Source organism: Sinorhizobium arboris LMG 14919 (assembly GCF_000427465.1).
In the GTDB taxonomy this organism is placed as follows: Bacteria; Pseudomonadota; Alphaproteobacteria; order Rhizobiales; family Rhizobiaceae; genus Sinorhizobium; species Sinorhizobium arboris.
Map to the genome: position 1 here is coordinate 48672 of NZ_ATYB01000007.1, position 19509 is coordinate 68180.

22 protein-coding genes are annotated in these 19509 nt (G+C 58.7%); 14 read left to right on the top strand and 8 right to left on the bottom strand.

The genetic code is table 11. The features are described from left to right. Position 1: 1 nt before the first annotated feature. Both SINAR_RS0100365 and SINAR_RS0100370 read left to right on the top strand, forming a co-directional pair. Complete coding sequence (locus tag SINAR_RS0100365; RefSeq protein ID WP_027997185.1) at positions 2 to 1546, top strand: ABC transporter ATP-binding protein; 1545 nt, start codon at positions 2 to 4, stop codon at positions 1544 to 1546. A gap of 68 nt (positions 1547 to 1614) precedes the next feature. After that, entirely contained in the window at positions 1615 to 2529 is a 915-nt protein-coding gene (locus SINAR_RS0100370) for a LysR family transcriptional regulator (protein ID WP_027997186.1), read from the top strand. A gap of 591 nt (positions 2530 to 3120) precedes the next feature. Here SINAR_RS0100370 and SINAR_RS1000000138410 read toward each other — a convergent pair. Then, positions 3121 to 3648 carry a hypothetical protein gene (locus SINAR_RS1000000138410; protein WP_419761316.1) on the bottom strand — a complete coding sequence of 176 codons (528 nt, stop codon included), beginning with the start codon at positions 3646 to 3648 and terminating at the stop codon, positions 3121 to 3123. A 169-nt stretch (positions 3649 to 3817) separates the two neighbouring features. On the opposite strand from SINAR_RS1000000138410, the gene SINAR_RS0100380 reads away from it, so the two are divergent. Next, positions 3818 to 5398: an RcgA family putative transporter gene (locus SINAR_RS0100380; protein WP_027997188.1), complete on the top strand. Its 1581-nt coding sequence runs from the start codon at positions 3818 to 3820 to the stop codon at positions 5396 to 5398. After that, positions 5388 to 6413, top strand: coding sequence for an RcgR family putative quorum lactone hydrolase (locus SINAR_RS0100385; protein ID WP_027997189.1), 1026 nt, complete (start codon positions 5388 to 5390; stop codon positions 6411 to 6413). The genes SINAR_RS0100380 and SINAR_RS0100385 overlap by 11 nt, the downstream gene beginning before the upstream one ends. Positions 6414 to 6464: 51 nt before the next feature. Here SINAR_RS0100385 and SINAR_RS1000000137285 read toward each other — a convergent pair whose 3' ends face one another. Further along, positions 6465 to 6629, bottom strand: coding sequence for a hypothetical protein (locus tag SINAR_RS1000000137285; RefSeq protein ID WP_167333574.1), 165 nt, complete (start codon positions 6627 to 6629; stop codon positions 6465 to 6467). A 203-nt stretch (positions 6630 to 6832) separates the two neighbouring features. On the opposite strand from SINAR_RS1000000137285, the gene SINAR_RS0100395 reads away from it, so the two are divergent. Beyond that, positions 6833 to 7855, top strand: a complete 1023-nt coding sequence (locus SINAR_RS0100395; protein WP_033056884.1) for an IS110 family RNA-guided transposase — start codon at positions 6833 to 6835, stop codon at positions 7853 to 7855. Between the two features lie 633 nt (positions 7856 to 8488). Then, entirely contained in the window at positions 8489 to 8824 is a 336-nt protein-coding gene (locus SINAR_RS0100400; protein WP_027997191.1) for a hypothetical protein, read from the top strand. An 82-nt stretch (positions 8825 to 8906) separates the two neighbouring features. On the opposite strand, the gene SINAR_RS0100405 is transcribed toward SINAR_RS0100400, so the two are convergent. The 6 genes from SINAR_RS0100405 to SINAR_RS0100430 are packed head-to-tail and all read right to left on the bottom strand — an operon-like array spanning position 8907 to position 12185. Next, the gene (locus tag SINAR_RS0100405; RefSeq protein WP_027997192.1) at positions 8907 to 9323 is read right to left on the bottom strand and encodes a hypothetical protein; all 417 of its coding nucleotides are present in this window, start codon (positions 9321 to 9323) and stop codon (positions 8907 to 8909) included. Between the two features lie 19 nt (positions 9324 to 9342). Then, entirely contained in the window at positions 9343 to 9939 is a 597-nt protein-coding gene (locus SINAR_RS0100410; protein WP_027997193.1) for a hypothetical protein, read from the bottom strand. Position 9940: 1 nt separating this feature from the next. Continuing rightward, complete coding sequence (locus SINAR_RS0100415) at positions 9941 to 10288, bottom strand: hypothetical protein (RefSeq protein WP_234710549.1); 348 nt, start codon at positions 10286 to 10288, stop codon at positions 9941 to 9943. Positions 10289 to 10345: 57 nt separating this feature from the next. Continuing rightward, positions 10346 to 11047, bottom strand: a complete 702-nt coding sequence (locus SINAR_RS0100420; protein ID WP_027997195.1) for a thermonuclease family protein — start codon at positions 11045 to 11047, stop codon at positions 10346 to 10348. Next, complete coding sequence (locus SINAR_RS0100425; protein WP_027997196.1) at positions 11044 to 11580, bottom strand: thermonuclease family protein; 537 nt, start codon at positions 11578 to 11580, stop codon at positions 11044 to 11046. Before SINAR_RS0100425 ends, SINAR_RS0100420 begins: the two co-directional genes overlap by 4 nt. Continuing rightward, positions 11577 to 12185 carry a hypothetical protein gene (locus SINAR_RS0100430; protein WP_027997197.1) on the bottom strand — a complete coding sequence of 203 codons (609 nt, stop codon included), beginning with the start codon at positions 12183 to 12185 and terminating at the stop codon, positions 11577 to 11579. Before SINAR_RS0100430 ends, SINAR_RS0100425 begins: the two co-directional genes overlap by 4 nt. 222 nt (positions 12186 to 12407) lie before the next feature. On the opposite strand from SINAR_RS0100430, the gene SINAR_RS0100435 reads away from it, so the two are divergent. From SINAR_RS0100435 to SINAR_RS0100470, 8 genes are read left to right on the top strand one after another with little or no spacing between them, the layout of a single operon-like run. Next, positions 12408 to 13319, top strand: coding sequence for a lytic transglycosylase domain-containing protein (locus SINAR_RS0100435; protein ID WP_027997198.1), 912 nt, complete (start codon positions 12408 to 12410; stop codon positions 13317 to 13319). 11 nt (positions 13320 to 13330) lie between these two features. Next, complete coding sequence (locus SINAR_RS0100440) at positions 13331 to 13669, top strand: TrbC/VirB2 family type IV secretion system protein (RefSeq protein WP_011971086.1); 339 nt, start codon at positions 13331 to 13333, stop codon at positions 13667 to 13669. A 3-nt stretch (positions 13670 to 13672) separates the two neighbouring features. Then, a complete protein-coding gene (locus tag SINAR_RS01000000132880) occupies positions 13673 to 13972 on the top strand; it encodes a VirB3 family type IV secretion system protein (RefSeq protein ID WP_027997199.1) in 300 nt (99 codons plus the stop codon). 2 nt (positions 13973 to 13974) lie between these two features. Further along, a complete protein-coding gene (locus SINAR_RS0100450; protein ID WP_027997200.1) occupies positions 13975 to 16434 on the top strand; it encodes a VirB4 family type IV secretion/conjugal transfer ATPase in 2460 nt (819 codons plus the stop codon). Then, positions 16431 to 17519, top strand: a complete 1089-nt coding sequence (locus SINAR_RS0100455; protein WP_027997201.1) for a lytic transglycosylase domain-containing protein — start codon at positions 16431 to 16433, stop codon at positions 17517 to 17519. Before SINAR_RS0100450 ends, SINAR_RS0100455 begins: the two co-directional genes overlap by 4 nt. Before the next feature lie 11 nt (positions 17520 to 17530). Next, on the top strand, positions 17531 to 18232 hold the full coding sequence (locus SINAR_RS0100460; protein WP_027997202.1) for a type IV secretion system protein: 702 nt from the start codon (positions 17531 to 17533) through the stop codon (positions 18230 to 18232). Then, on the top strand, positions 18222 to 18449 hold the full coding sequence (locus tag SINAR_RS0100465) for a hypothetical protein (RefSeq protein WP_027997203.1): 228 nt from the start codon (positions 18222 to 18224) through the stop codon (positions 18447 to 18449). Before SINAR_RS0100460 ends, SINAR_RS0100465 begins: the two co-directional genes overlap by 11 nt. A 15-nt stretch (positions 18450 to 18464) precedes the next feature. Continuing rightward, the gene (locus SINAR_RS0100470; RefSeq protein ID WP_027997204.1) at positions 18465 to 19493 is read left to right on the top strand and encodes a TrbL/VirB6 family protein; all 1029 of its coding nucleotides are present in this window, start codon (positions 18465 to 18467) and stop codon (positions 19491 to 19493) included. Positions 19494 to 19509: the final 16 nt, after the last annotated feature.

Consider the following 19509-nt stretch of genomic DNA (forward strand, 5'->3'; position numbering starts at 1 on the left):
TATGTCCCAGAAACCTTTCCTGCGCATCGACAATATCCGCAAGCGCTTCGGCTCGGTCGTCGCCAGCGACGGCGTGTCGCTCGAAATCGAAGAGGGCGAGATCCACTCGCTGCTCGGCGAAAACGGCGCCGGCAAGAGCGTGCTGATGAGCATGATCTGCGGCATGGTGCGGCCCGACGAAGGCGAGATCGTCTACAAGGGCGAGACCGTGCGCTTCAACAGCCCGCGCGAGGCGATCCGCCAGCGCATCGGCATGGTGCATCAGCATTTCATGCTGGTGCCGAACCTCACCGTCACTGAAAACTACATCCTCGGCCAAGGCACAGCGCTGCGCGTCATCAACGACATGGCCAAGGTGCATGCGAAGATCCGCGAGCTTTCCGAACGCTATGCCCTCGACGTGCGCCCGGACGCCATCATCGAAGACCTTTCGGTCGGCGAGCAGCAGCGCGTGGAAATCCTCAAAGCCCTGTTCCACGGCGTCGATCTGCTAATCCTCGACGAGCCGACCGCGGTGCTCACCCCGCAGGAAACCGACCGGCTGCTTGCTTTGATGGGCGACCTCGTCAAGGACGGCAAGACCATCGTCTTCATCTCCCACAAGCTGGACGAGGTGATGCGCGTCAGCAACCGCATCAGCGTGATGCGCGACGGGCGCGTGGTGCGGACAGTCAATGTCGCCGAAACCGATGCCCGCAACCTTGCCCGGATGATGGTCGGCCGCGACGTGCGCATGGAGCTGCCGCGCAGCCCGGCGCCGGCCGGCAAGGTCGTGCTGTCGGTGGAAAACCTTACCTGCCGCAGCGAAACCGGCCTTCCCGCCGTGCGAGGCGTCAGCCTCAGCGTGCGGGCCGGCGAGATCGTCGGCATTGCCGGCGTTTCCGGCAACGGTCAGACGGAGCTGTCGCTTGCGCTTTCCGGCCTGTTGCCGGTCGATAGCGGCCGGGTAATGCTGAGCGGCAAGGACATCACCAGCCTCGACCCGGCCGAGATCAATGCCAGCAGTTTCTCCCACATCCCGGAGGATCGTCATAAACACGGCGTGGTGCTGTCGCTGTCGCTCAGCGAAAACACCGTGCTGCAGCGCTACGACCAGAAGCCTTTCGCGTCCGGCGGCATGCTGAACCGCAGCGTCATCAGTGAGCACACCCGCGACCTGATCAAGCGCTTCCGGGTCAAGTGCCGTGACGAGAACCAGCCGATCAGCGCGCTTTCGGGCGGCAACCAGCAGAAGCTGGTGGTCGCACGCGAGCTCGCCCGCAAGCCGGACTTCATCCTCGTCAACCAGCTTGCCCGCGGCATCGATATCGGCGCGATGGAATTCGTGATGGAGGAAATGCTGAAGCAGCGGGACAACGGCCGCGCCATCCTGGTCATCTCGACGGAACTGGAGGAACTCTTCGCCATCTGCGACCGCATTCTGGTGATGTTCCACGGCGAAATCCTCGGTGAACTGCCGCCCGACCGTACTCGCCTCGAAGAACTCGGTCTGCTGATGGCCGGCCAGACGACCGAGCATGTGGAGCGCACGGCGCTTGCGGGCTAGACAGAGGAGGGCATATCCGGATTTGATGGAAGCCGAATGAAGCACATGCGAGCAAGGGCGGCGCCTATATGAACATCACCCTGCGGCAACTCAGGGCCTTCATCGCGGTGGCGGAACATGGCCAGTTCAATCTCGCCGCGCGAAACCTCCACCTCACCCAGTCGGCGGTCAGCATCCTCATCCGGGAGCTGGAATCGGAGATCGGCGTGCGCCTCTTCGATCGCCACACCCGGATGGTGTCGCTGACGCTGGTGGGGCAGGAATTCCTGCCCCAGGCCCGCAAGGTCTTGAAGGATCTGGAGCTTGCGGTCGGCGACGTTAGGGACAACGCCTCGCTGAAGCGCGGCCAGGTGACGATCGCGGCGGCCATCGTGCTTGCCGCGACCATCGTGCCGCCGATCATTGCCCGGTTCCTGCGCATGTATCCGGAAATCTCCGTCAACATCCGCGACATGCCGGAAGAGCAGATCACGCCGGCGCTGGAGCGCAACGAGGTGGACATCGCCGTCGGCACGCTCTCGGAGGACAATCCCGAGATCACCGCCACGCCGCTCTTGCGCGACAAGCTGATGCTCGTTTGCCGCGAGGACCATCGTTTCGCCAAACGAAAATCGGTGCGCTGGACGGAACTCAAGGACGAGCCGCTGATCACGCTCGCCGCCACCAACCCGCTGCGCAACATCGTCGAACACAACCTGATCCGCGTCGCGCCGAACTCCCGGCCGAAATACGAGGTGCGCTTCTCGACCACTGCGATCAGCATGATCTCCGCCGGCATGGGCGTCGCCGTGTTGCCAGAAAATTCCCGCCAACTCGCCTCCGCCGTGCACATCACCACCGTCGATCTCATCGATCCTACCGTCATGCGTGAAGTCTCGCTGCTGCAACGCCGCCAGCACAGCCTGTCGCCGGCCGCCGAACACCTGAAAGCCGTCTTCGTCGCCTATGCTGCCGATCGATCGGGGTTCGGGGCGCAGGATTGAATCGGCGCCCCTTTCAACCGGTCAGCCCGGAAGAAGATCCTTTCACTCCCACATCCGGTGCATTTTTCCAGACAGCAGAAATCCCACAGCCCAGGCCCTCCCCGGGGCCGAGCAGGTGGCGACGCATCTGCCGTTCCTCATGACGCGATACCCTCGTCCCTAATCGTTATATGTCATGAAAAATAACGATTAGGATTCGTCCGGAAAGCCAAAGCGCCTTCAACGGCGGATGCGGGGCGAGCGATCCTCGTTCGGAGAGGTCACAGAGACACCATGCAGGAAGATATCCGTATCGCCACCGCCCGTACCACTCGCGGAAACGACGATGCCTTGTGCTTATGCGAGCGGCCGGCACATCGGTTTTGCCGCTCGCCCCTCCCACAGGCAATCACATCCCGCTTCTCCTGCGGTGCAGGCAATCCGGCATGGACCTTCCGAACCGGCAAAGCCGGAAACCTGCTGTCGCGCACATCTTGTCAAGGACAGGATGTTCGAAGAAGCGGCGGGGCGTGCTTATCTCGAAAGCGAAGACATCACCGCTTCACTGATCCGCCCTCATCTGCGCGAGACATCGGCCTCCCGTATAGAATCTCAGGAAATGGATGTGCTTGGGCGGTCGCAAGGGGTTTCCAATACGGAATCCATCTCATTGGCGTTCAAGGTGCCGCGTGTTGCGATCAGGTAAGCCGCCATATAGGTCAGCTTCATCCTCGATTCTCGATCGCTCCGAGGCCTGTAGTTTACAATCGCCAGCCAACGGGCTTGTTCATCGCTCGCAACGCCCAACAGTCCGTTTGCATAGGCGACGTTCGTCACCTCGCCCGCTGCCCTGAGTTCATCCCACGCACGAACGGCATCCGTAGCCGCCCGTTGCGCAAGAATATGACGATCCATCAGCTCGCGAAGGGAAGGGGAAACAGCAGTTTCCGCCCCGATATTGTGTCCCTTCCCGCCCGAAGGTCCCGCGATTTCTACGTACGAAATGCCATCGGAAGCTAACGCATTCAACGCCGTGTGCAGTCTGAATGAACTGAGCCCCCTGCTATGGCACCGAAGCGAAGTTGAGAAGCTGTCGGCCTCTGTAGGATGCTGGAACGCTGACGATGGCAGAATTGACATGGTTGAGTGCCTCATCGATGGCAAAAGGATCCCTCCTCCCGGCAGTTGCACGCTCCATCTTGGAAGCGCCACAAAGTTGCGTTCAACAGAAATGGCCGTAGTTTGAGGGCAGAGGCACGATAGGAAACGAAATCCAGCGAAGCGAAACGAAAACAGGGCCGGTAAACCGTTGATAAAAAACGGAAAGTTTTTTCTTCCTCCGCCGAAGGACGGGAGCGATTTCAAAGAGCTATTCAAACAATTGGCTGCGGCGGGAGCGGGCCGGCCATTGGGCAGTGATGGGTTCCCCACGGGCCCATGGACGCCCGAACTTCTCGCAGAGGCGATTTCACAGATCGATTCCAACCGGATCGGCGTCGATCTGCGAACAGTGCAGCTCTGGTTTCAAGAGAATGACAAGGGAATTAGCACCGCCAACATTCGTTGGCTGGCAAGGATTTTTGGGTGCGATGATCCGGCAGCAACAAGGGAATGGCAGATAGAGCTTAGCGCGGCCCAATCACGGCTAACCGCCAAGAGGCGAGATTCGAAGAAGGCTATGCCGCCGCCTGTGACGGTCGATGATCAGACGCATCCTGCGGGCGATCTGCCACAAGGCATTGATGCCACCCGGCGAAGACAGGGTTTCAGCTTGGCGAGAACATCTGAGGCGCTTTTTAGCCATGGATCTCCCTTGAATCTACCGGCGTCGATATTCGCGGGTGCCTCCGCCCTTGGGTTTTTGTCGTATATCGTGGGGATCCACAGCGCCACCTATAGCCGGGCGGATGGTGTCGTTAAGCAGGTCGGTTTTCTATGGGCACCGAACTGGACGTTCCTCTTCATGGTGCTCTTGCCGCTATTTTTCGCGTTCGTGATAGAGCTGCTGGTCTTCTGGAAACATGACGCGCGCTTCAGGCTTGTAGCGCCGGGCGACCGGTTGGAAATCGACGATGGCTGGACGCGCAACGTTCAAGCTTATTCGTATACATACTGGGCGGTTTTCTTGATCTGCGTCTTGTTCGCGGGTCTTCTTCAGTGGATCGGCGTGTGTTTGATCCCGCTGCTAGAAGGCGGTGACGACTACGCGACAAGTTGGGGCACGTTAGCGATTGTGCAACCTGACGTCATATCAGTGCCAGTTTCGATTGTTTTCACGGCGCTCGCATATCTCTACATGTGCCTCTGCTTTTATCTTTTTTTCGCGGGCCTCATTCTGCTTCATACGATCGTCCATGATCTCTGGAGAATTGAAGAGGCATCAACGATGCGACCGGTGGAACATCGGCGCGAGGGCGGTGAAATCGGCCTTAGGGTGATGCGGGGAGTTTTCCGGTGCACTGTCCTGGGTGTTCTGATCGCCATATGCATGAAGGTCCAAAGCTCTTACCTGAGCTCGAACGGAGGAGATATCGTGACCTGGATAGCCGACGATATGTCTTCGGTCCTGTATGAGAGCCACGGCGGCGGCATTAGCTTCAGCTATAGAATGCCAACGCATTACAGCAGCCTCCTGGTCGCCATTTCGACCTGTATCGTTTTTCTGTACGGTTCCATCCGCTTGGGTGTCGGAAAGCGGTTTCGCGTGCCTCTATGGAGGATGTCTGCGGTCGTAGGGTTGCTCTTTGCAAGCTACTTGTTGATCGATGCCTTTGAGGGCTTTTCGATCCTCGTCGGAGTTGGAGTGCTGCTCGCGACGTACGGCCTCTTTGATCCTGAGTTCGGGCGATGGCGAGCAAGCGAGTTAGGAAGCAACCAGAGTGTATCATAATTGGCTTGATCGTTGGGACGAGCGGCGGGCGCGGCGCGGTGAGGAAGCGAAGAAAGTAACGGATTTCATCCTCGACGCCGGCCGGGCTTTTCCGGGCGAGAAGAGGATAGAAACTATCGACGAGTTTTGTGTCCTTGCGGACCAGGCCCTGTCTGATTCAAGCTTCTACGATGAGCCGAGCGGGAGCGGTCAGGGCTTTGAAAGGCACGATGGGTGGCTCAGATTTCCATCGGACATTTCTACTGACGTCGAAGAGAACAACGTCGTTTGGGCAAAAATCACCGAGAGCGGGTCGCTCGATCAGGCATTGGTGATTTTTCATCACTGGAATGCCAGCGCCCGAAATCGTCAGATTGCGAAGTTTTTCTCGCAGCGTGGGATCACGGTTGTCGAGATTGCTATGCCTTATCACTTCGAGCGCAGCCGTCCCGGCTCGCTGTACGCCGATTATATGCTTAGTTCGAATCTCGGCCGAACGATCCAGTCTGTAAGGCAGGCCGTATGGGATGGGCGAAAACTCATCCGCTGGCTGAAGAGCGAAGGCTATCGAGAGGTCTCGGTTCTCGGCATGAGCCTTGGCTCCTGGGTTGCGGGATTGATCGCTGCGCATGATCCGGCCGTATCGAAAGCCTCGTTATTTTTGACGGCGGGTAGTCTCGCAGACATGGTTTGGACGGGGCGCGCGACCCGATCGATACGTGATAGCCTTGAGCCTGTAATTGAGCTCACCGATCTCCGAAGGGCATGGGGTCCGCTCAACTTGGAGAATTACGCGCATAATCTGGCACGGTCCGATCTCGAACTTCACGTCGTGTTGGCTACGAGGGACAAGGTGGTGTTGCCCGACCTATCGAGACGCCTCATTCAGAAGCTGAAGGACGCCGGAGTCAGGCCGAATGTTTTGGAACTGAACTGCGGTCACTATTCGCTCGCCATGCCGCCTTACATTTTACTGGCGGGTTTGAGCTTGAAGCGGTTTCTATCGTGTGCGGACAAATCGGCCCGGCGAATATGAAGTTGGCGTCGGCCGCCGTCACAGTGACACTCAGGAAAGATCGAGAGCCGCCTAGTTAGGCGGCTCAACGCTGATCAGCGCGTCGAATGCGGCCTCTTCCTGCTGGTGCTGCGCCACGGCGCGCTCCAGCTCGGCCGCGATCTGCTGACGCTCGCCAGCGTCGATGGATGCCGCCAACTCGGCCCGCAATCCCTGAATTTCGTCGTAAGTAGTCATCGTCAGCTCCTCTGATTGAAAACAGAGGCTGCCCCCCGAGCTGATGGGCTTGGGTCAATGATCGCGCTAAGCGGCCCGAAGGGCAGATGGGGGAGCCGATTTTGTCGCCCGCGGCAAAATTGATGCTGTGGACGGCCCTCCGAGACCGCAGCGCAAGGGTGGTGGTAGCTTCACCAGGCGCAACTCAGAGAAGGAACCGCTTCATGGCTTTTGAGAAGATCACTGTCGTCAGCCTCGACCTGGCCAAGAACGTCTTTCAGCTCCATGCTGTCGATGATGCCGGCAACGTTGTCGCTCGCCGACAGATTCGTCGAAATCAGCTTCTGCAATTCTTTGACCAGTTGCCTCGCTGCCTTGTCGGGATGGAAGCCTGTTCGACTTCTCACTATTGGGCTCGGGAGCTTGGCCGCCTCGGGTTCGAGGTCAAGCTGATGCCACCGGCATACGTGAAGCCATACGTCAAACGCGGCAAGAATGATGCAGCGGATGCCGAGGCGATTTGCGAAGCGGTGACGCGCCCAACAATGCGCTTCGTGCCAGTGAAGAGCTGCGAGCGTCAGGCACTGTTAATGCAACATAAGACGCGAGATCTGCTCGTGCGGCAGCGAACCGCTCTCATCAATGCTCTGCGTGGACATCTCGCGGAGTTTGGTATCATAACATCCCAGGGTAGATTCGGCCTAAAGGCGGCGCTCGAAGCCCTCAACGTTGCGAAGGACCAGCTTCCGGAGCCATCATGGCACCCTTTCATGCACATCCGGAAACAACTGGAGGAGCTCAGTGACAAGATCGCTGAGCTCGATCGGATCATATTGCAGTGGTGCCGGAACGAAGCGGCCGCGCGGCGTTTAATGACCATCCCCGGGGTAGGCTTTTTGACGGCAGCGGCAATCGCAGCATCGGTGGGAGATGCTGCCGAGTTCAAATCGGCACGACAATTCGCGGCCTGGCTCGGTCTGACGCCTCGGCAAAACAGCAGCGGCGGAAAAGAACGGCTAGGTCGGATCAGCAAACAAGGCGATCGCACGCTCCGACGATTGCTGGTGGTCGGTGCCACTGCCGTCGTGCGCCGAGCCCGTCTTGACGCACCTTCGTTTCCTTGGATCGCACGGTTGCTAGATCGCAAGCCAGCGAGGCTGGTGTCGGTGGCGATCGCAAACAAAACCGCGCGGATTGCATGGGCAATTCTCAGACGGGAGGAGATCTATCGGTCTGCAACTGCCTGAAGGAATCCCGTTCGGCCCCGCGGCCGGACGGAGGAGTGAAGGACTGAGTTGTGATGGCGAACCGGTTAGGCCGGGGACGGAGTGAAGCCTGGGTTCCCCCAGCGCTTTGAGCGCGCAAAATTGATTGGCTCTCCGTCTGCGGACTTCATCAGGGCCAGCGGCATCGATGCCGCGATTGTAGGCCGGACACATGACTGAACCTGATTGGTTGCTACCATAAACACAGTCTTGCATTCCACGGGCCGTCCACACATGGGGGAACCGCTGTCATTGAGGCAAGCCCATTAGCTCGGTACGATCGCCCTATGTTGAGAGAGAAAACTACCTCTCCGTATTGCACCGAAATAACGGCCGAAGGCCGCATATTTTCAAATCACTGAGAGGGGAAGAAAGAGCCCTGCCCTCTCTCCCCCACAAGCACTAAACCGGTCTCCCCATGCTTCGGCCCGATGGCCTGCAGCACCGGACGGCTGCGCCGACACGGCCCTGCGGGTGGGTGATCCCCCTCCGGTTTAGCGCTTGTCCCCCTCTCTTCCGCTGTTCCGCACGAGCTCGGGAGCAGGAGCGGGCTCCTGCCCTCCCTTCGATTTGGGAGGTCCAGTAGTTAGCGCGGAACCTGGGATTGAGGGTGCGATGACAGAGGATTTTGGAATGGAAGCCGCGGTGTCGTTGGATACGATGATAGAGCGGCATATAGCGGCGCTATCGGCGACTTCTGAGGCGGTGCGCGAATGGGATGAACGCCGCGCGGCTGGCGATGTAACCAACGTGGTCTACGCAAATGCTCTGCTCGAGGTGACGAAAGAGGAAGAGGCCGCCAGGCTAAGGATCGTGAACCACCGGCCGTGCAACGATCAGCAAGGATGGCAAAAGTTGACCTATTTGGCCGCGTATTTGTTCGCGACGCGAGGCTCGCTCAAGCCGGAAGAAATGGATGCCGTCTTGAGTACGACCGAGCCTGTGGAATAGGCCTGTGCCTTGGCCTGGCAATGTGCTGGGTCGAGCGTGAAGGGCAGAAGAATAAAGCCGCCCTTGTTGGGCGGCTTCTTTCTTAGTTGATTGTGGCGATCCACTCGCCGGATGCTGACTTAGCGAAGCCGACGATTCGATGAATAGGCCGCGCTTCGGGTCCCATCTTGACTGAGGTCATGCAAGCGACACCTGGCCCTGCCCCGGCCTTGTCACATTGCCCGAGTGCCAGAGAGATTTCCGGCGGATTATTCCGATCCCAAACGAGAGGAGACGCCGCATGGGCTTTGCGGTAGGCGGCCAATGCTTCGGCTTCTGTCGGCGCTTCAACGGTCGGAATAGGGCAAAGAGATGGATCAGCGGAGATAGCCGCAACCAGTTCGGCTTTCGAGATGGCCTGAGCTTCGACTTTCGGCTCGGACGTGGCAATGTAGGTGCCGCCGGCGCCAGCCGCTAAACCGAGGGTAGCTGCGATCGCGATTATGGCATTCTGGTGCATTGAATGTTTCCTCTGATGCTTAGGTCCTGAGATTGAACCAGAAGCGCTCCTTGACGCCCTTGTCATTCGGGATGTCGAAATACCAGTCGTTAGCACGGCGCGGCCGGGGCGACGTTACCTGCACCTTGCAACCGTTGTAGCGGTTGTTGCGATTCAAGAAATTGTCGTTGTGGCTGCCGCTGGTGAGAACGTTGACTGTAATTCTATTCCGCTGGTTGGCGTCTTCGTCGCCATAAAGGCGGCTGAATTCGTTTCGGTTCTCGCATCTGTCGACGATCCGGACGCATTGATTCTGCTCGTTGCGTCGTAAGCGGTTATCGTCTCCATCATTGCTCGAGGTGGGGTGCGACCCTGCAGGGCAGTCCTCGAACTCTTCCCGGCCTGGCTCGCCGGCCCTCGCCTCGTGACAAATGGGCCAATCAAATCCCGGCTTCGACATTGCGGCGATCAGCCTCTTCATCGGGGGCACGCAATAGGGAACGCGCTGCCAGGACGGATTTTGCGAGGCAGCGCAAAGGAGAACCTGGCAGCCCCAGGAAGCATCTTCTGCCTTTGCTCCTGTGGGGGCGAAGGTAAGCGCAGCAAGAGCGGCTGCAGCATAAAGCAGGTGTTTCATGTCAGTTGGCCCTCATGATGGTTGCGGCTGGAGACGCGTGGTCGACGAATAGCTTGTCGAGCGGTGTGGCGTGGTGCACTCGACCGCCTGCTGCGTAGATTAGGGCGGCAACGATCGCGAAGGCTGAAAACCAGAGAACCCCGATTCGAAAAAGCATCGGCTGGTTGGGAATGTCCCGGCAAAGCGGTGGAAAGGCGAATAGGCCGACGAGAAAGCTGTCCAGCGCCAGATGACGTTGATCGAGAAAGAGGATCGAAACGATCAGGAGCGCCAGGGCGAACGGACCGTGCACCCACCAGATTCGTTCCGAAACGACGATCAGCGCAAACGATAAGGGAATGGTGAGCATTAAGCTCGCCAGCGGATCGGTTGCGAATGAGCTCGCAATATGTGCGAAGTCGGGCAACTATCGGTCTGTCCTCTTCGGCTTTTTCCGCGCGTCGATGAAGGGCGGCGATATTTCGCTTTCCCGTTCGACAAGCAGGTTGAAATCAGCGATCGGCTGGCGGTCTAGCGTCTTGTCGACGGCCTTGCGACGCCACTCGTTCATGTCGAGAACGTAAGTGGCCCACATGCCATAGCGGGCCGCCATCGCGTGCTGCTGATAGGCCAGGTATTGGCTGTTGTATGAATAGGGCGACGCGACACGCGCCCATCCGACACCAAGCATCTCGAGCGCAATATCGCGGCCGGCTGACGTGCAGCGGGCCTGGGGGATACCGTCATTGCCATACGCTATGACGGTACATTCGACCGGTCTGCTGCCTATGGTCCTCTTGAGCCAAGCCTTCGCAAGTGGGCCGCACGGAACGGGTGGAGGCGCCTTTTGCCGCCCGCGATCCACCCACTTGGGATCAATCGCCCACTGTGGGAGCTCGCACGCGTCAATCTCGACGAGGCGAACGCGCTGCGCATATTGCGGGTACCACAGGGTGCGGCCGTCCATGACGGCGACTCGGCCATTGTAGACCGCATTCTGATAGATCGGAGCTTCGCTCAATCTCTGCGGTGGCCGAGCCGCCGCGGCCGGAGTCTTGATGAGATCCGCGGCTGTCGCTGCGTGGGGGATCAAAGCGAGCGCGGCGGCTGCAAGCAGGTGTCGCTTCATTGATCTGCCTTCTCGGTGCGCGCATTCACCTCGCGGCTCAAGAGGATGGCCGGATGCTGGACGTCTTCGAACTGCCAGAGGCCGGCACGCTTATCGCGCGCAAGTTTCTCAGCCACGGCATAGGGGACGTGATAGGGCATGCCCTCACCGTTGAGGGCCGCGAAGGCGTATCCGCTCGTGATCAGGACGTTTGCTAGATCAAGCCGCTCCTTCCCAACTGTGGCGTAGCAGACGACGTAAGCGATACCGTCTGTCTTCACCACCGGGGCGCAAACGGGTTTGGTGTCCTTGATATAGGCCGCCAGCACGGCAAGGGACGCCTCGCCGCAGTCGCGTTTCTGCCCGTGCTTGTCCGTATAGGCAGTGCCGCGCAAACAGGACTGGACGCCGTAGAGGCGGAATCTTTCACCATTAGAAACCCACGTGTCGCCCGTTTCCAGGGTGACGCCAGGAAGAAGATCGAAATAGCCTGCCGGTGCTGCGGATACGGATGCCGGCAAGAGGGCCAACAGAAGAGAAAGAGCCTTCCTCATTGACCCTTCACCCTCGGATCGGCCCACATCCCGAATGAGCCCTTCTGGCCGATCTCCTCAGCTTTGGAGAGATCCGGACGAACGGGAGTCCCATCTGGCTTTTTTGCGAGGCGGAGCGCGCCGAGCGACAAAAGCTGCTCCTCGAACATATCGACGGAGTCGAGGCTACCGGGGAAATTATAGTAGCCGTAGCAGGTGACGTTCTGGACAGGCGAACCTTGCTCGCTCACGAAGGCACGGCAAAACACGACCTTCGGGTTTTGTAACAGGATCTGAAGCTGTTGCTGCGCATAATCGGTGCAGCTCCCGGCGAAGTCTTCACTGCGATTGACCATTTCGCCCTTGCATGGCTCCAGGCCAAAAAGGTGCAGTGTTGTCTTGTCATCCACGCGAAAGTCGGTCGGTGAAACGGCCTTAAATCCGGCCGTTGTTGCATAGCCCTTCCGATCGGCGACCTTCCCGCTTCCGTCGTAATATTCGAGCACGAGAACCGTCTTGCCCGGCGCTGCGAGCGATTTGATGTAATCCTTGTTGATGTCCGAAAGGGACAAAGCAGGTGTTGCGATAGCGCAACTTGCGAGTGCGGCGATGATGGTCCGTTTCATTTTCTAGCCCTTACCCATATTGCTTCATCTCGTTCCCCTGCAATAGGGGGTTTAAGTCTGCTTCGAAAAGTTGTATCGCTGAACCAAATCGATGCGACACCTTTACCAGCTTAGTTGGTTTTCGTTTCGATCACAACACCGCAAGTTAGGCGCGCGGCGATGGAAAAAAGGGCTAGATTTGCAGGCGTTTTGGGCTGGGCCGCTTTGGCGGGAAGCTCCCTTTTGTGCACGAGCTGGGGTCCGATTTCTTACGCCCAAGATGGGCAGAAATCTGCAAATCCTATAACAGATAAAAGCACTTGGCCTATCGACAGCAAGGCGGCGCTTGCAACGAACTTCGATGAGCGCTGGCGCGGCTCAATGAAGGAGTTCGTGCTAGGCGCTAATGGCGTAGTAACGCAGCAAAATGCGGCTCAGAACAATGCTGAGAAAAGCCCCCATGATTTGGGGGGTCTGCATCATATTGATGCAGCTTTGAGCAACTCTAGCCCCTCCAACAACGTGCCGAACGGGCTTGGTGAACCGCAAATTCCTACGGGCTCGATACAGCAAATTGGTGCAGTTCGGCAGATCGATGACAACACCAAAGACGTGTATAGGTGTGGTCCGTCTCCGCTCAGCCAGGAAGAGGTTAAGTCTCTGGTTGTGCAGACGGCGCGCAAATATCGCGTCGATGAAGTCTTCGCGACGGCCATCGCCTGGGCGGAGAGCGGCTTTGACCAAAGCCGCAATTCGCCAAAGGGCGCACGCGGACCGATGCAGCTCATGCCTGCTACGGCTGCGCGGTTCGGCGTCAAGGACATCTGTGATCCCGCACAGAACATTGAGGGCGGGATGAAGTACCTGCGCTTTCTGCTCGACGAGTTTCAGAACCCGCTCCTGGTCGCGGCTGCCTACAACAGCGGCGAACAGCGGATCTATCAACACGGCGGCATCCCGCCGTTCCAGGAAACAGTCGGATACGTCGCCAAGGTGGTGAACTACCAACTCGGGCTGCCAATGCCGTCGGCGAAAGGCAGGGCCAGGCCGGCCGCCGCTCCGCAGGCGGTCTCGGATGCGAGTGACAGCGGCGACGCCGGTGTCATCGCCGTGAAGAAGACCGGCAAGTTTGTCGGCGGTGTCATGCACTTTTAAAGGAGAAAAACATGCAATTTGAAATGCAAACGAGGAAGTCTCAGGCTCTCAAGCTCGCAGCGACGCTCGGCATCGTGGCTGCAGTCCAGATCGCGGGGGCCGATGTGGCTCTGGCGCAGAGCGCAGGCGGCGCGTTCGGGCCGCTGCAGACGGCGGTGCAGATGATCGTCGATTTCATCACCGGCCCGTTCGGTCGGCTGCTCGCGATCATCGCCGTTATTGGGCTTGGCTTTCTGGCATTCGCCGGACGCTTGTCGTGGTTCACTGCCGGCGCGGTCGTGATGGGAATCGGTCTGGTGTTTGGCGCACCCGCGATCGTCGACGAGATGATCTCGGCGGTCGGTCAGTGACCGATGAGTGAGTTTCAGGACGAAAAGCCAGCTCTGACGCCGTTGGTGATCGGGTTAACCCGGTCCCCAACGCTTTGGGGCGTGCCCTACATGGCGGTGGTGCTGATCGTTGGCGTCACCATCATCGGCTGGCTTGCAACGAACGACCTCCTGGCGTTGCTCATCGCGCCGGTTGCTTACCTTGTCCTGTTCTCGCTCTGCACCTGGGACAACAGGATCCTCGACGTGATGCAGGTGACGTCCCGCAAGACGCCCCGCACGCCCAACACACGCTTTTGGGGCACCAACTCTTACGGACCGTGACCATGCTGAAAGTCGTCAAAGAAGAGCTTGGATTCGGCCGGGTCGCCAGCAATGAGCGGCCCATGTCGACTCATATTCCGTATCTCCGACACGTCTCCGACACAGTGATCGGGCTGGAAAACGGATCGCTTCTAAGCGTCATCAAACTCGATGGACTGTTCTTCCAGACGGAGGACCAGGCTGAGCTTAACATGCGGTCGGTCGTCCAGAACACGATGATCCGTGCCCTGGGGTCGAGCCGCTATTCTCTTTGGTCAACCGTGATCCGGAGAGAGGTCGAAACGCAGATCAGTGGCGCCTTCGACGAACCATTCTGCGACCTGTTGAACAAGCGCTACATGGGGCAACTGCGCCACAAGCGCATGTTTACGAACGAAATATACTTGACGATCGTGCGGTCTGGGATGCGGGGCGCCCTCGGCGTCGGCGACTCGTTGAAGAGGCTCTTTGACAAGGCAAACAGGGACGCTCGGGTCCAGCAAACGCGCGAAGATGTTACAGAGCTTGAGGAGCTGATCGGCAACATCGTCCGCGATCTGCAAAAGTATGGAGCCCGGGCGCTCGGAATTACCTATCGTCGCAGGAATGACGACGAGGCCAAGATTGAGGGGCGTGAAGAGAAGGAGAAAGGCGAGCCCTACTCCGAACCCTGCGAGTTCTTCAATGCGATCCTGAGCTGCGGTGTGCCGCGCAAGATGCGCCTGCCCCGCATGGGCATTCGCAATTATGTCGGAACGTCGCGACTGCATTTCAGCAAGCGGACGATGCAAGCTCAAGCGGCTGTCGATGAAGACACCCGCTTTGGGGCGCTGCTGTCCATCAAGGAATATCCTCCCTTCACCGGGCCGGGAATGCTGGACGGCCTGCTGCAGGTGAACCACGAATTCATTCTGACGCAATCCTTCACCATCGCCGACAAGCCGATCGCTCAAGAACGTATTAGTCGATTGCAGAGACAGATCAGAGCCTCGGACGAGGCCGGTAGCTCAGTCGAACAGGATATCGACTATGCGCTCAATAGCCTGATGAACCAGGAAGCCGCCTTCGGTTTCCACCATCTTTCGCTCCTATGCCTCTCCCGCGATCTCCCGGGCCTTAGCCGCACCGTTTCCGAACTCGGTGCTTGCCTCACCGACATGAATCTCACCTGGCTTCGCGAGGATCTGAACCTCGAAGCGGGATTTTGGGCGCAACTGCCCGGCAATCACAGCTACATTGCTCGCAAAGCGATGTTGTCGAGCGCGAATTTTTCCGGCCTGTCCTCCATGCACAATTTCGCGACGGGCCAGGCCGATCGCACTCATTGGGGACTGCCGATCACGATCCTCGAAACCACGTCGCAGACTCCGTACTGGTTCAACTTCCATCGCCGCGACATCGGGCACTTCCTCGTCACGGGACCAACCGGATCCGGTAAAACGGTTGCTTTGACCTTCCTGCTCGCACAGGCGATGCGCGTTTCACCGACGCCGAAAGCCGTGTTCTTCGACAAGGATCGCGGCGCGGAAATCTTCGTAAGGGCGATTGGTGGTTCATATGAAGTGCTGTCACCGGGAACGCCGACCGGCTTTAACCCGCTGCAGCTCGAAAATACCGGCCCAAACCGCGAATTCCTCCTTCGCCTCTTGAAGGCAATGCTGCGCTCCGGTGATCGCAGTGACTTCACTCAGGAAGACGAGGATACGCTTGAGCGGGCGATCGTCCGCCTGATGCAGGAACCTGCGGCGGAACGAAACCTAGCGAACCTGGCCGCCCTCCTTGTGGGCCGGTCGCGGGCGGATGCCAATGACCTTCACTCTCGCCTTCGCCCTTGGATCGAAGGTGAAAAGGCGTGGCTCTTCAACGCCCAGCACGACGTCCTCTCTTTCTCGGGTCGCAGCGTCTTCGGGTTCGACATGACGAACATCCTCGGCAACGAGGATCTCCGCACGCCGGCGCTGATGTACCTCTATCATCGCCTCGACGAGCTGCTCGACGGAAACCCCGTCATGTTCTTCATGGACGAGGGCTGGCAGCTTCTTATGGACGAGACTTTTTCGGCGTTCATCGCCGACAAGATGAAAACAATCCGCAAGCTCAACGGCATTGTTGGCTTCGGCACCCAGTCCGCGGCGGATATCGCCAAGGCAAAAGCCTCGCATACGCTGATCGAGCAGTCGGCGACGAACATCCACTTTCCGAACCCGCGGGCCGACGAAGAGAGCTACATCAAGCGCTTTGGCCTGACGGTGAAGGAATTCAACTTCATCAAGAACACTCCGCCCGAAAAGCGAACTTTCCTGATCAAGCACGGCAATGACTCGGTCATCGCTCGGCTCGATCTCTCCGCCATGCCCGATCTCGTGAAGGTGCTTTCCGGCCGCAAGGAGACCGTCGAGGAGTGCGCGGCGCTTCGGGAACAATATGGCGACGAACCTGAAAATTGGCTGGCTGAATTTTGCGGATGGGAGAAGGCCGAATGAGGAAGAGTCCTGCTTTGTGGGCGATTTCTGCTCTGTGGCTTGGTGCCTTCGGAACGGCGCACTCTCAGGTGCCGGTGCTTGACGGCAAGGTGCTCGAGACCGACACCAAACGCGACCAAACGACGACGGAAATCGAGAAGACGGACAGTGACCGTCATACGGTCACCAAAAGCGTGACCTGCTCAATGTATCGTCCAGGTCGCAGCGGTGACGCCGCTTCCGCTGCGACAGCTAACCCGGAAATCACGGGCCTCGTGAAGCGAGTGGCCCAGGAAGAAGGCATCGACGAAAGCCTCTTCATGGCGCTCGTCTACCAGGAAAGCCGGTTCAACCCCTGTGCGAAATCGCCGGTCGGCGCCATTGGGCTTTCTCAGCTCATGCCGGGTACGGCAAAGGATCTCGGGGTCAATCCTTATGACATGGAAGACAATCTTCGTGGCGGCGCGCGCTATCTGAAGCAGCAGCTTCGCCGTTTCAACGGCAACACCAATCTGGCACTGGCCGCCTATAACGCGGGTCCTGGTAACGTCCAGAAGTGGGGCGGAATCCCGCCTTTCAAGGAAACGCAGGGGTATGTGGCGAACATCACCCAAAAGTGGCTTCCTGCTTTTGGCGGCTCCGACGTTGCGAATATTCCGGCGAATTATGGCGGCGGTTCTTCCGCCTTCACCGGGATGCGGGACTCCACGATTAATTCGATGGCGACATCCCAGGCGATCGGGGAAAGCAGCGGAAACGTTGCCTCTTGGCTGCAGCAGTTGGGCGCAATGTCCAGCGGGACGATCCAGGACAGTTGGGACCACAATTCCGGCGCGCGAAATGCCAACCTCGAAATGATGAACCAGGTCATCCGCCTCGGCACGACGATGGCGGACCTCTTGAATTCTCGTAGTGCGGTCGATGTCGGCAATCTTTCCGGCGCATCACGTACGAGCGACTTCAAGAAGCATGACGACGACGAGGATCGCGAAACGACCGGCGTTTGCGATCCTCGCGCGGGGCTTGAATGGAGCCCGACAGAAAAGGCTTGCGTCCAGAAGCGGGCGCGCGAAGCCAGCGTAGATCTGATGTTGACCGCTCAATGAGGAGAACTGCCATGAAACGTTTGATTTTAACGGCGTGCTCGGTGGCCCTTGCGTCCGCAGCAACCGCTCAAGTCCCGGTCATCGACGCTGCCAATCTTGAGATTGCGCAGAGAACGTCGAAAACCACCGATGACATTCTCGGCACCAACAAGGAAGTCCTGAAAACGGTCCAGGACACTCTTGAGGCGGTGACCGGCGATCGCGGTAGCGACGCCAATCAGATGCAGAACCTTGCCGTCGGCAATGGCTTCAGCGTCTCTCAAATGCCGTCCCTCGACAGCCTGATGTCGGGTGGCGTTCCGAACTTCGGCGGCATGGGCGGCGATGTTGCCAAGGTGGCAACGACCTTCATCAATGGGCTGCAACTGGTGAAGAACCTGTCCGGTCAGGCAGGCAGCTCGTTTTCGGGCGACAAGTCTTACGAAGAGATGGTCAACACCGTTCTCGGTGTCGCGGCGCTCGTGACTGGGTCGCAGCAGGCAGTCCAAACGCGCCGCACCTCTTTCGAGCAGGCCGGGGCAAACATCGGCCAAGCCAAGGACATCAAGGGCTCGATCGATCAGAATACACAGCTTCAGGTTCAGGCCGGCCTGACGATCAACGAGCTGATCGGCGTCATGAACGGCGCCGTGTCTTCGCTTCAGGCCGATAACCAGCGGCGCCTGACGGACATTTCCAACTCGAAGAAGGCGCTCTCCTACAGTGACCAGTAAAATCACCATGCCGGCAAAGGTTCTGTTTTCAGTCCTAATCGCGGCCGGCGTCGCCGGCTGCGGTACGGCGGCCAAGGAGAAGACCGCACCCTGCCAGAGACCTGCCAATCTAACTTCTTACGCGCCGGATCCCCGCCAGGAATGCGGACCGATGATCAGCGTCAATGGTGATGCAGCGGCCGCCCTGGCGGCAATCGAGGCAATCGCGGTTGAATAAGGACAATTTGCAACGATGCACGATTTCTTGGGCGATCTGCTGGACAGAATTGAACAGACAGGCGCGGATTTCTCTGAGCAAGCCTATGGGATTGTCGGCGATGAGATCGTGCCGCTGCTCACCATCATGTTCATCGCATATGTTGGCTACTACGGGCTCCAACTCTTCATGGGAACGGCCCGCATCAGCGTCAGCGAGATCATTGGTCGCGTGGCCCGTATGTTGATCATTCTGGCGCTGGTGAAGGAGTGGGACTATTTCAACACTCTTTTCTATTCCTGGCTGAATAACACTCCGGAAGATGTGGGCCGGGCGATCCTGACCGCCACCGGGACAGGCATCACAGAGCCGACAAACGGCCTTTCGATGATCTGGAAAACGGCAAACGAGGCCGCTTCTGCCTTTGCGGAACAGTCCGGTTATTTCGCGGTACTCCCGTCCATGATCGGTTTTCTGATCATGCTTGCAGTGGCGGTTTTCATTGCAGTGGCTCTGGCGATCCTACTCCTTGCCAAGGTGATGATGTGGGTGCTGATCGGGACCGCACCTATCTTCATCGGCTGCATGCTCTTCCAACAGACAAGAGGCATGGGCGTCGCCTGGTTCCAGCAGGTGCTGATGTATGCGCTGATCCCACTATTCGTCTACGTCGTGGCTGCATTCCTGATCTCAGCGATGGACCCGGAACTGACAAAGGTCACGAGCGCTGCAAACCAGCGGGAACTTCAGCTTAGCGACATTTCCGCTTTCCTGCTGCTTTGCGCCGCGGGAGCATTTGTACTCTTCAACATTCAGGTTCTCGCGCAGGGCATTACCGGTGGCGTGGCCGCCGGCATTGGCAACGTAGCGCGCGCCGTCGGCCGATTTGCAGGCATGTCGGGGCCAACATCCACCCTATCAGGCGGACAACGTCTGGCGGGGTCAATTGGCAACGCCGGCATGCAAGTTAGGGCACGTACCCAGGAAGGCATGAGAACCAACATTCGCAACGCCGCTGCTGAGGCGATGCAGAACCGCATTAGCAGCAACAGCATGCCTCGCTGAGCGCGAATTTTAAGGG

What these genes read in the sequence shown, in the direction of transcription:
- SINAR_RS0100365 (WP_027997185.1), top strand. Translation starts at nt 2, where the DNA reads ATGTCCCAGAAACCTTTCCTGCGCATCGACAATATCCGCAAGCGCTTC.
- SINAR_RS0100370 (WP_027997186.1), top strand. Translation starts at nt 1,615, where the DNA reads ATGAACATCACCCTGCGGCAACTCAGGGCCTTCATCGCGGTGGCGGAA.
- SINAR_RS1000000138410 (WP_419761316.1), bottom strand. Translation starts at nt 3,648, where the DNA reads ATGTCAATTCTGCCATCGTCAGCGTTCCAGCATCCTACAGAGGCCGAC.
- SINAR_RS1000000137285 (WP_167333574.1), bottom strand. Translation starts at nt 6,629, where the DNA reads ATGACTACTTACGACGAAATTCAGGGATTGCGGGCCGAGTTGGCGGCA.
- SINAR_RS0100395 (WP_033056884.1), top strand. Translation starts at nt 6,833, where the DNA reads ATGGCTTTTGAGAAGATCACTGTCGTCAGCCTCGACCTGGCCAAGAAC.
- SINAR_RS0100400 (WP_027997191.1), top strand. Translation starts at nt 8,489, where the DNA reads ATGACAGAGGATTTTGGAATGGAAGCCGCGGTGTCGTTGGATACGATG.
- SINAR_RS0100405 (WP_027997192.1), bottom strand. Translation starts at nt 9,323, where the DNA reads ATGCACCAGAATGCCATAATCGCGATCGCAGCTACCCTCGGTTTAGCG.
- SINAR_RS0100410 (WP_027997193.1), bottom strand. Translation starts at nt 9,939, where the DNA reads ATGAAACACCTGCTTTATGCTGCAGCCGCTCTTGCTGCGCTTACCTTC.
- SINAR_RS0100415 (WP_234710549.1), bottom strand. Translation starts at nt 10,288, where the DNA reads ATGCTCACCATTCCCTTATCGTTTGCGCTGATCGTCGTTTCGGAACGA.
- SINAR_RS0100420 (WP_027997195.1), bottom strand. Translation starts at nt 11,047, where the DNA reads ATGAAGCGACACCTGCTTGCAGCCGCCGCGCTCGCTTTGATCCCCCAC.
- SINAR_RS0100425 (WP_027997196.1), bottom strand. Translation starts at nt 11,580, where the DNA reads ATGAGGAAGGCTCTTTCTCTTCTGTTGGCCCTCTTGCCGGCATCCGTA.
- SINAR_RS0100430 (WP_027997197.1), bottom strand. Translation starts at nt 12,185, where the DNA reads ATGAAACGGACCATCATCGCCGCACTCGCAAGTTGCGCTATCGCAACA.
- SINAR_RS0100440 (WP_011971086.1), top strand. Translation starts at nt 13,331, where the DNA reads ATGCAATTTGAAATGCAAACGAGGAAGTCTCAGGCTCTCAAGCTCGCA.
- SINAR_RS01000000132880 (WP_027997199.1), top strand. Translation starts at nt 13,673, where the DNA reads ATGAGTGAGTTTCAGGACGAAAAGCCAGCTCTGACGCCGTTGGTGATC.
- SINAR_RS0100450 (WP_027997200.1), top strand. Translation starts at nt 13,975, where the DNA reads ATGCTGAAAGTCGTCAAAGAAGAGCTTGGATTCGGCCGGGTCGCCAGC.
- SINAR_RS0100455 (WP_027997201.1), top strand. Translation starts at nt 16,431, where the DNA reads ATGAGGAAGAGTCCTGCTTTGTGGGCGATTTCTGCTCTGTGGCTTGGT.
- SINAR_RS0100460 (WP_027997202.1), top strand. Translation starts at nt 17,531, where the DNA reads ATGAAACGTTTGATTTTAACGGCGTGCTCGGTGGCCCTTGCGTCCGCA.
- SINAR_RS0100470 (WP_027997204.1), top strand. Translation starts at nt 18,465, where the DNA reads ATGCACGATTTCTTGGGCGATCTGCTGGACAGAATTGAACAGACAGGC.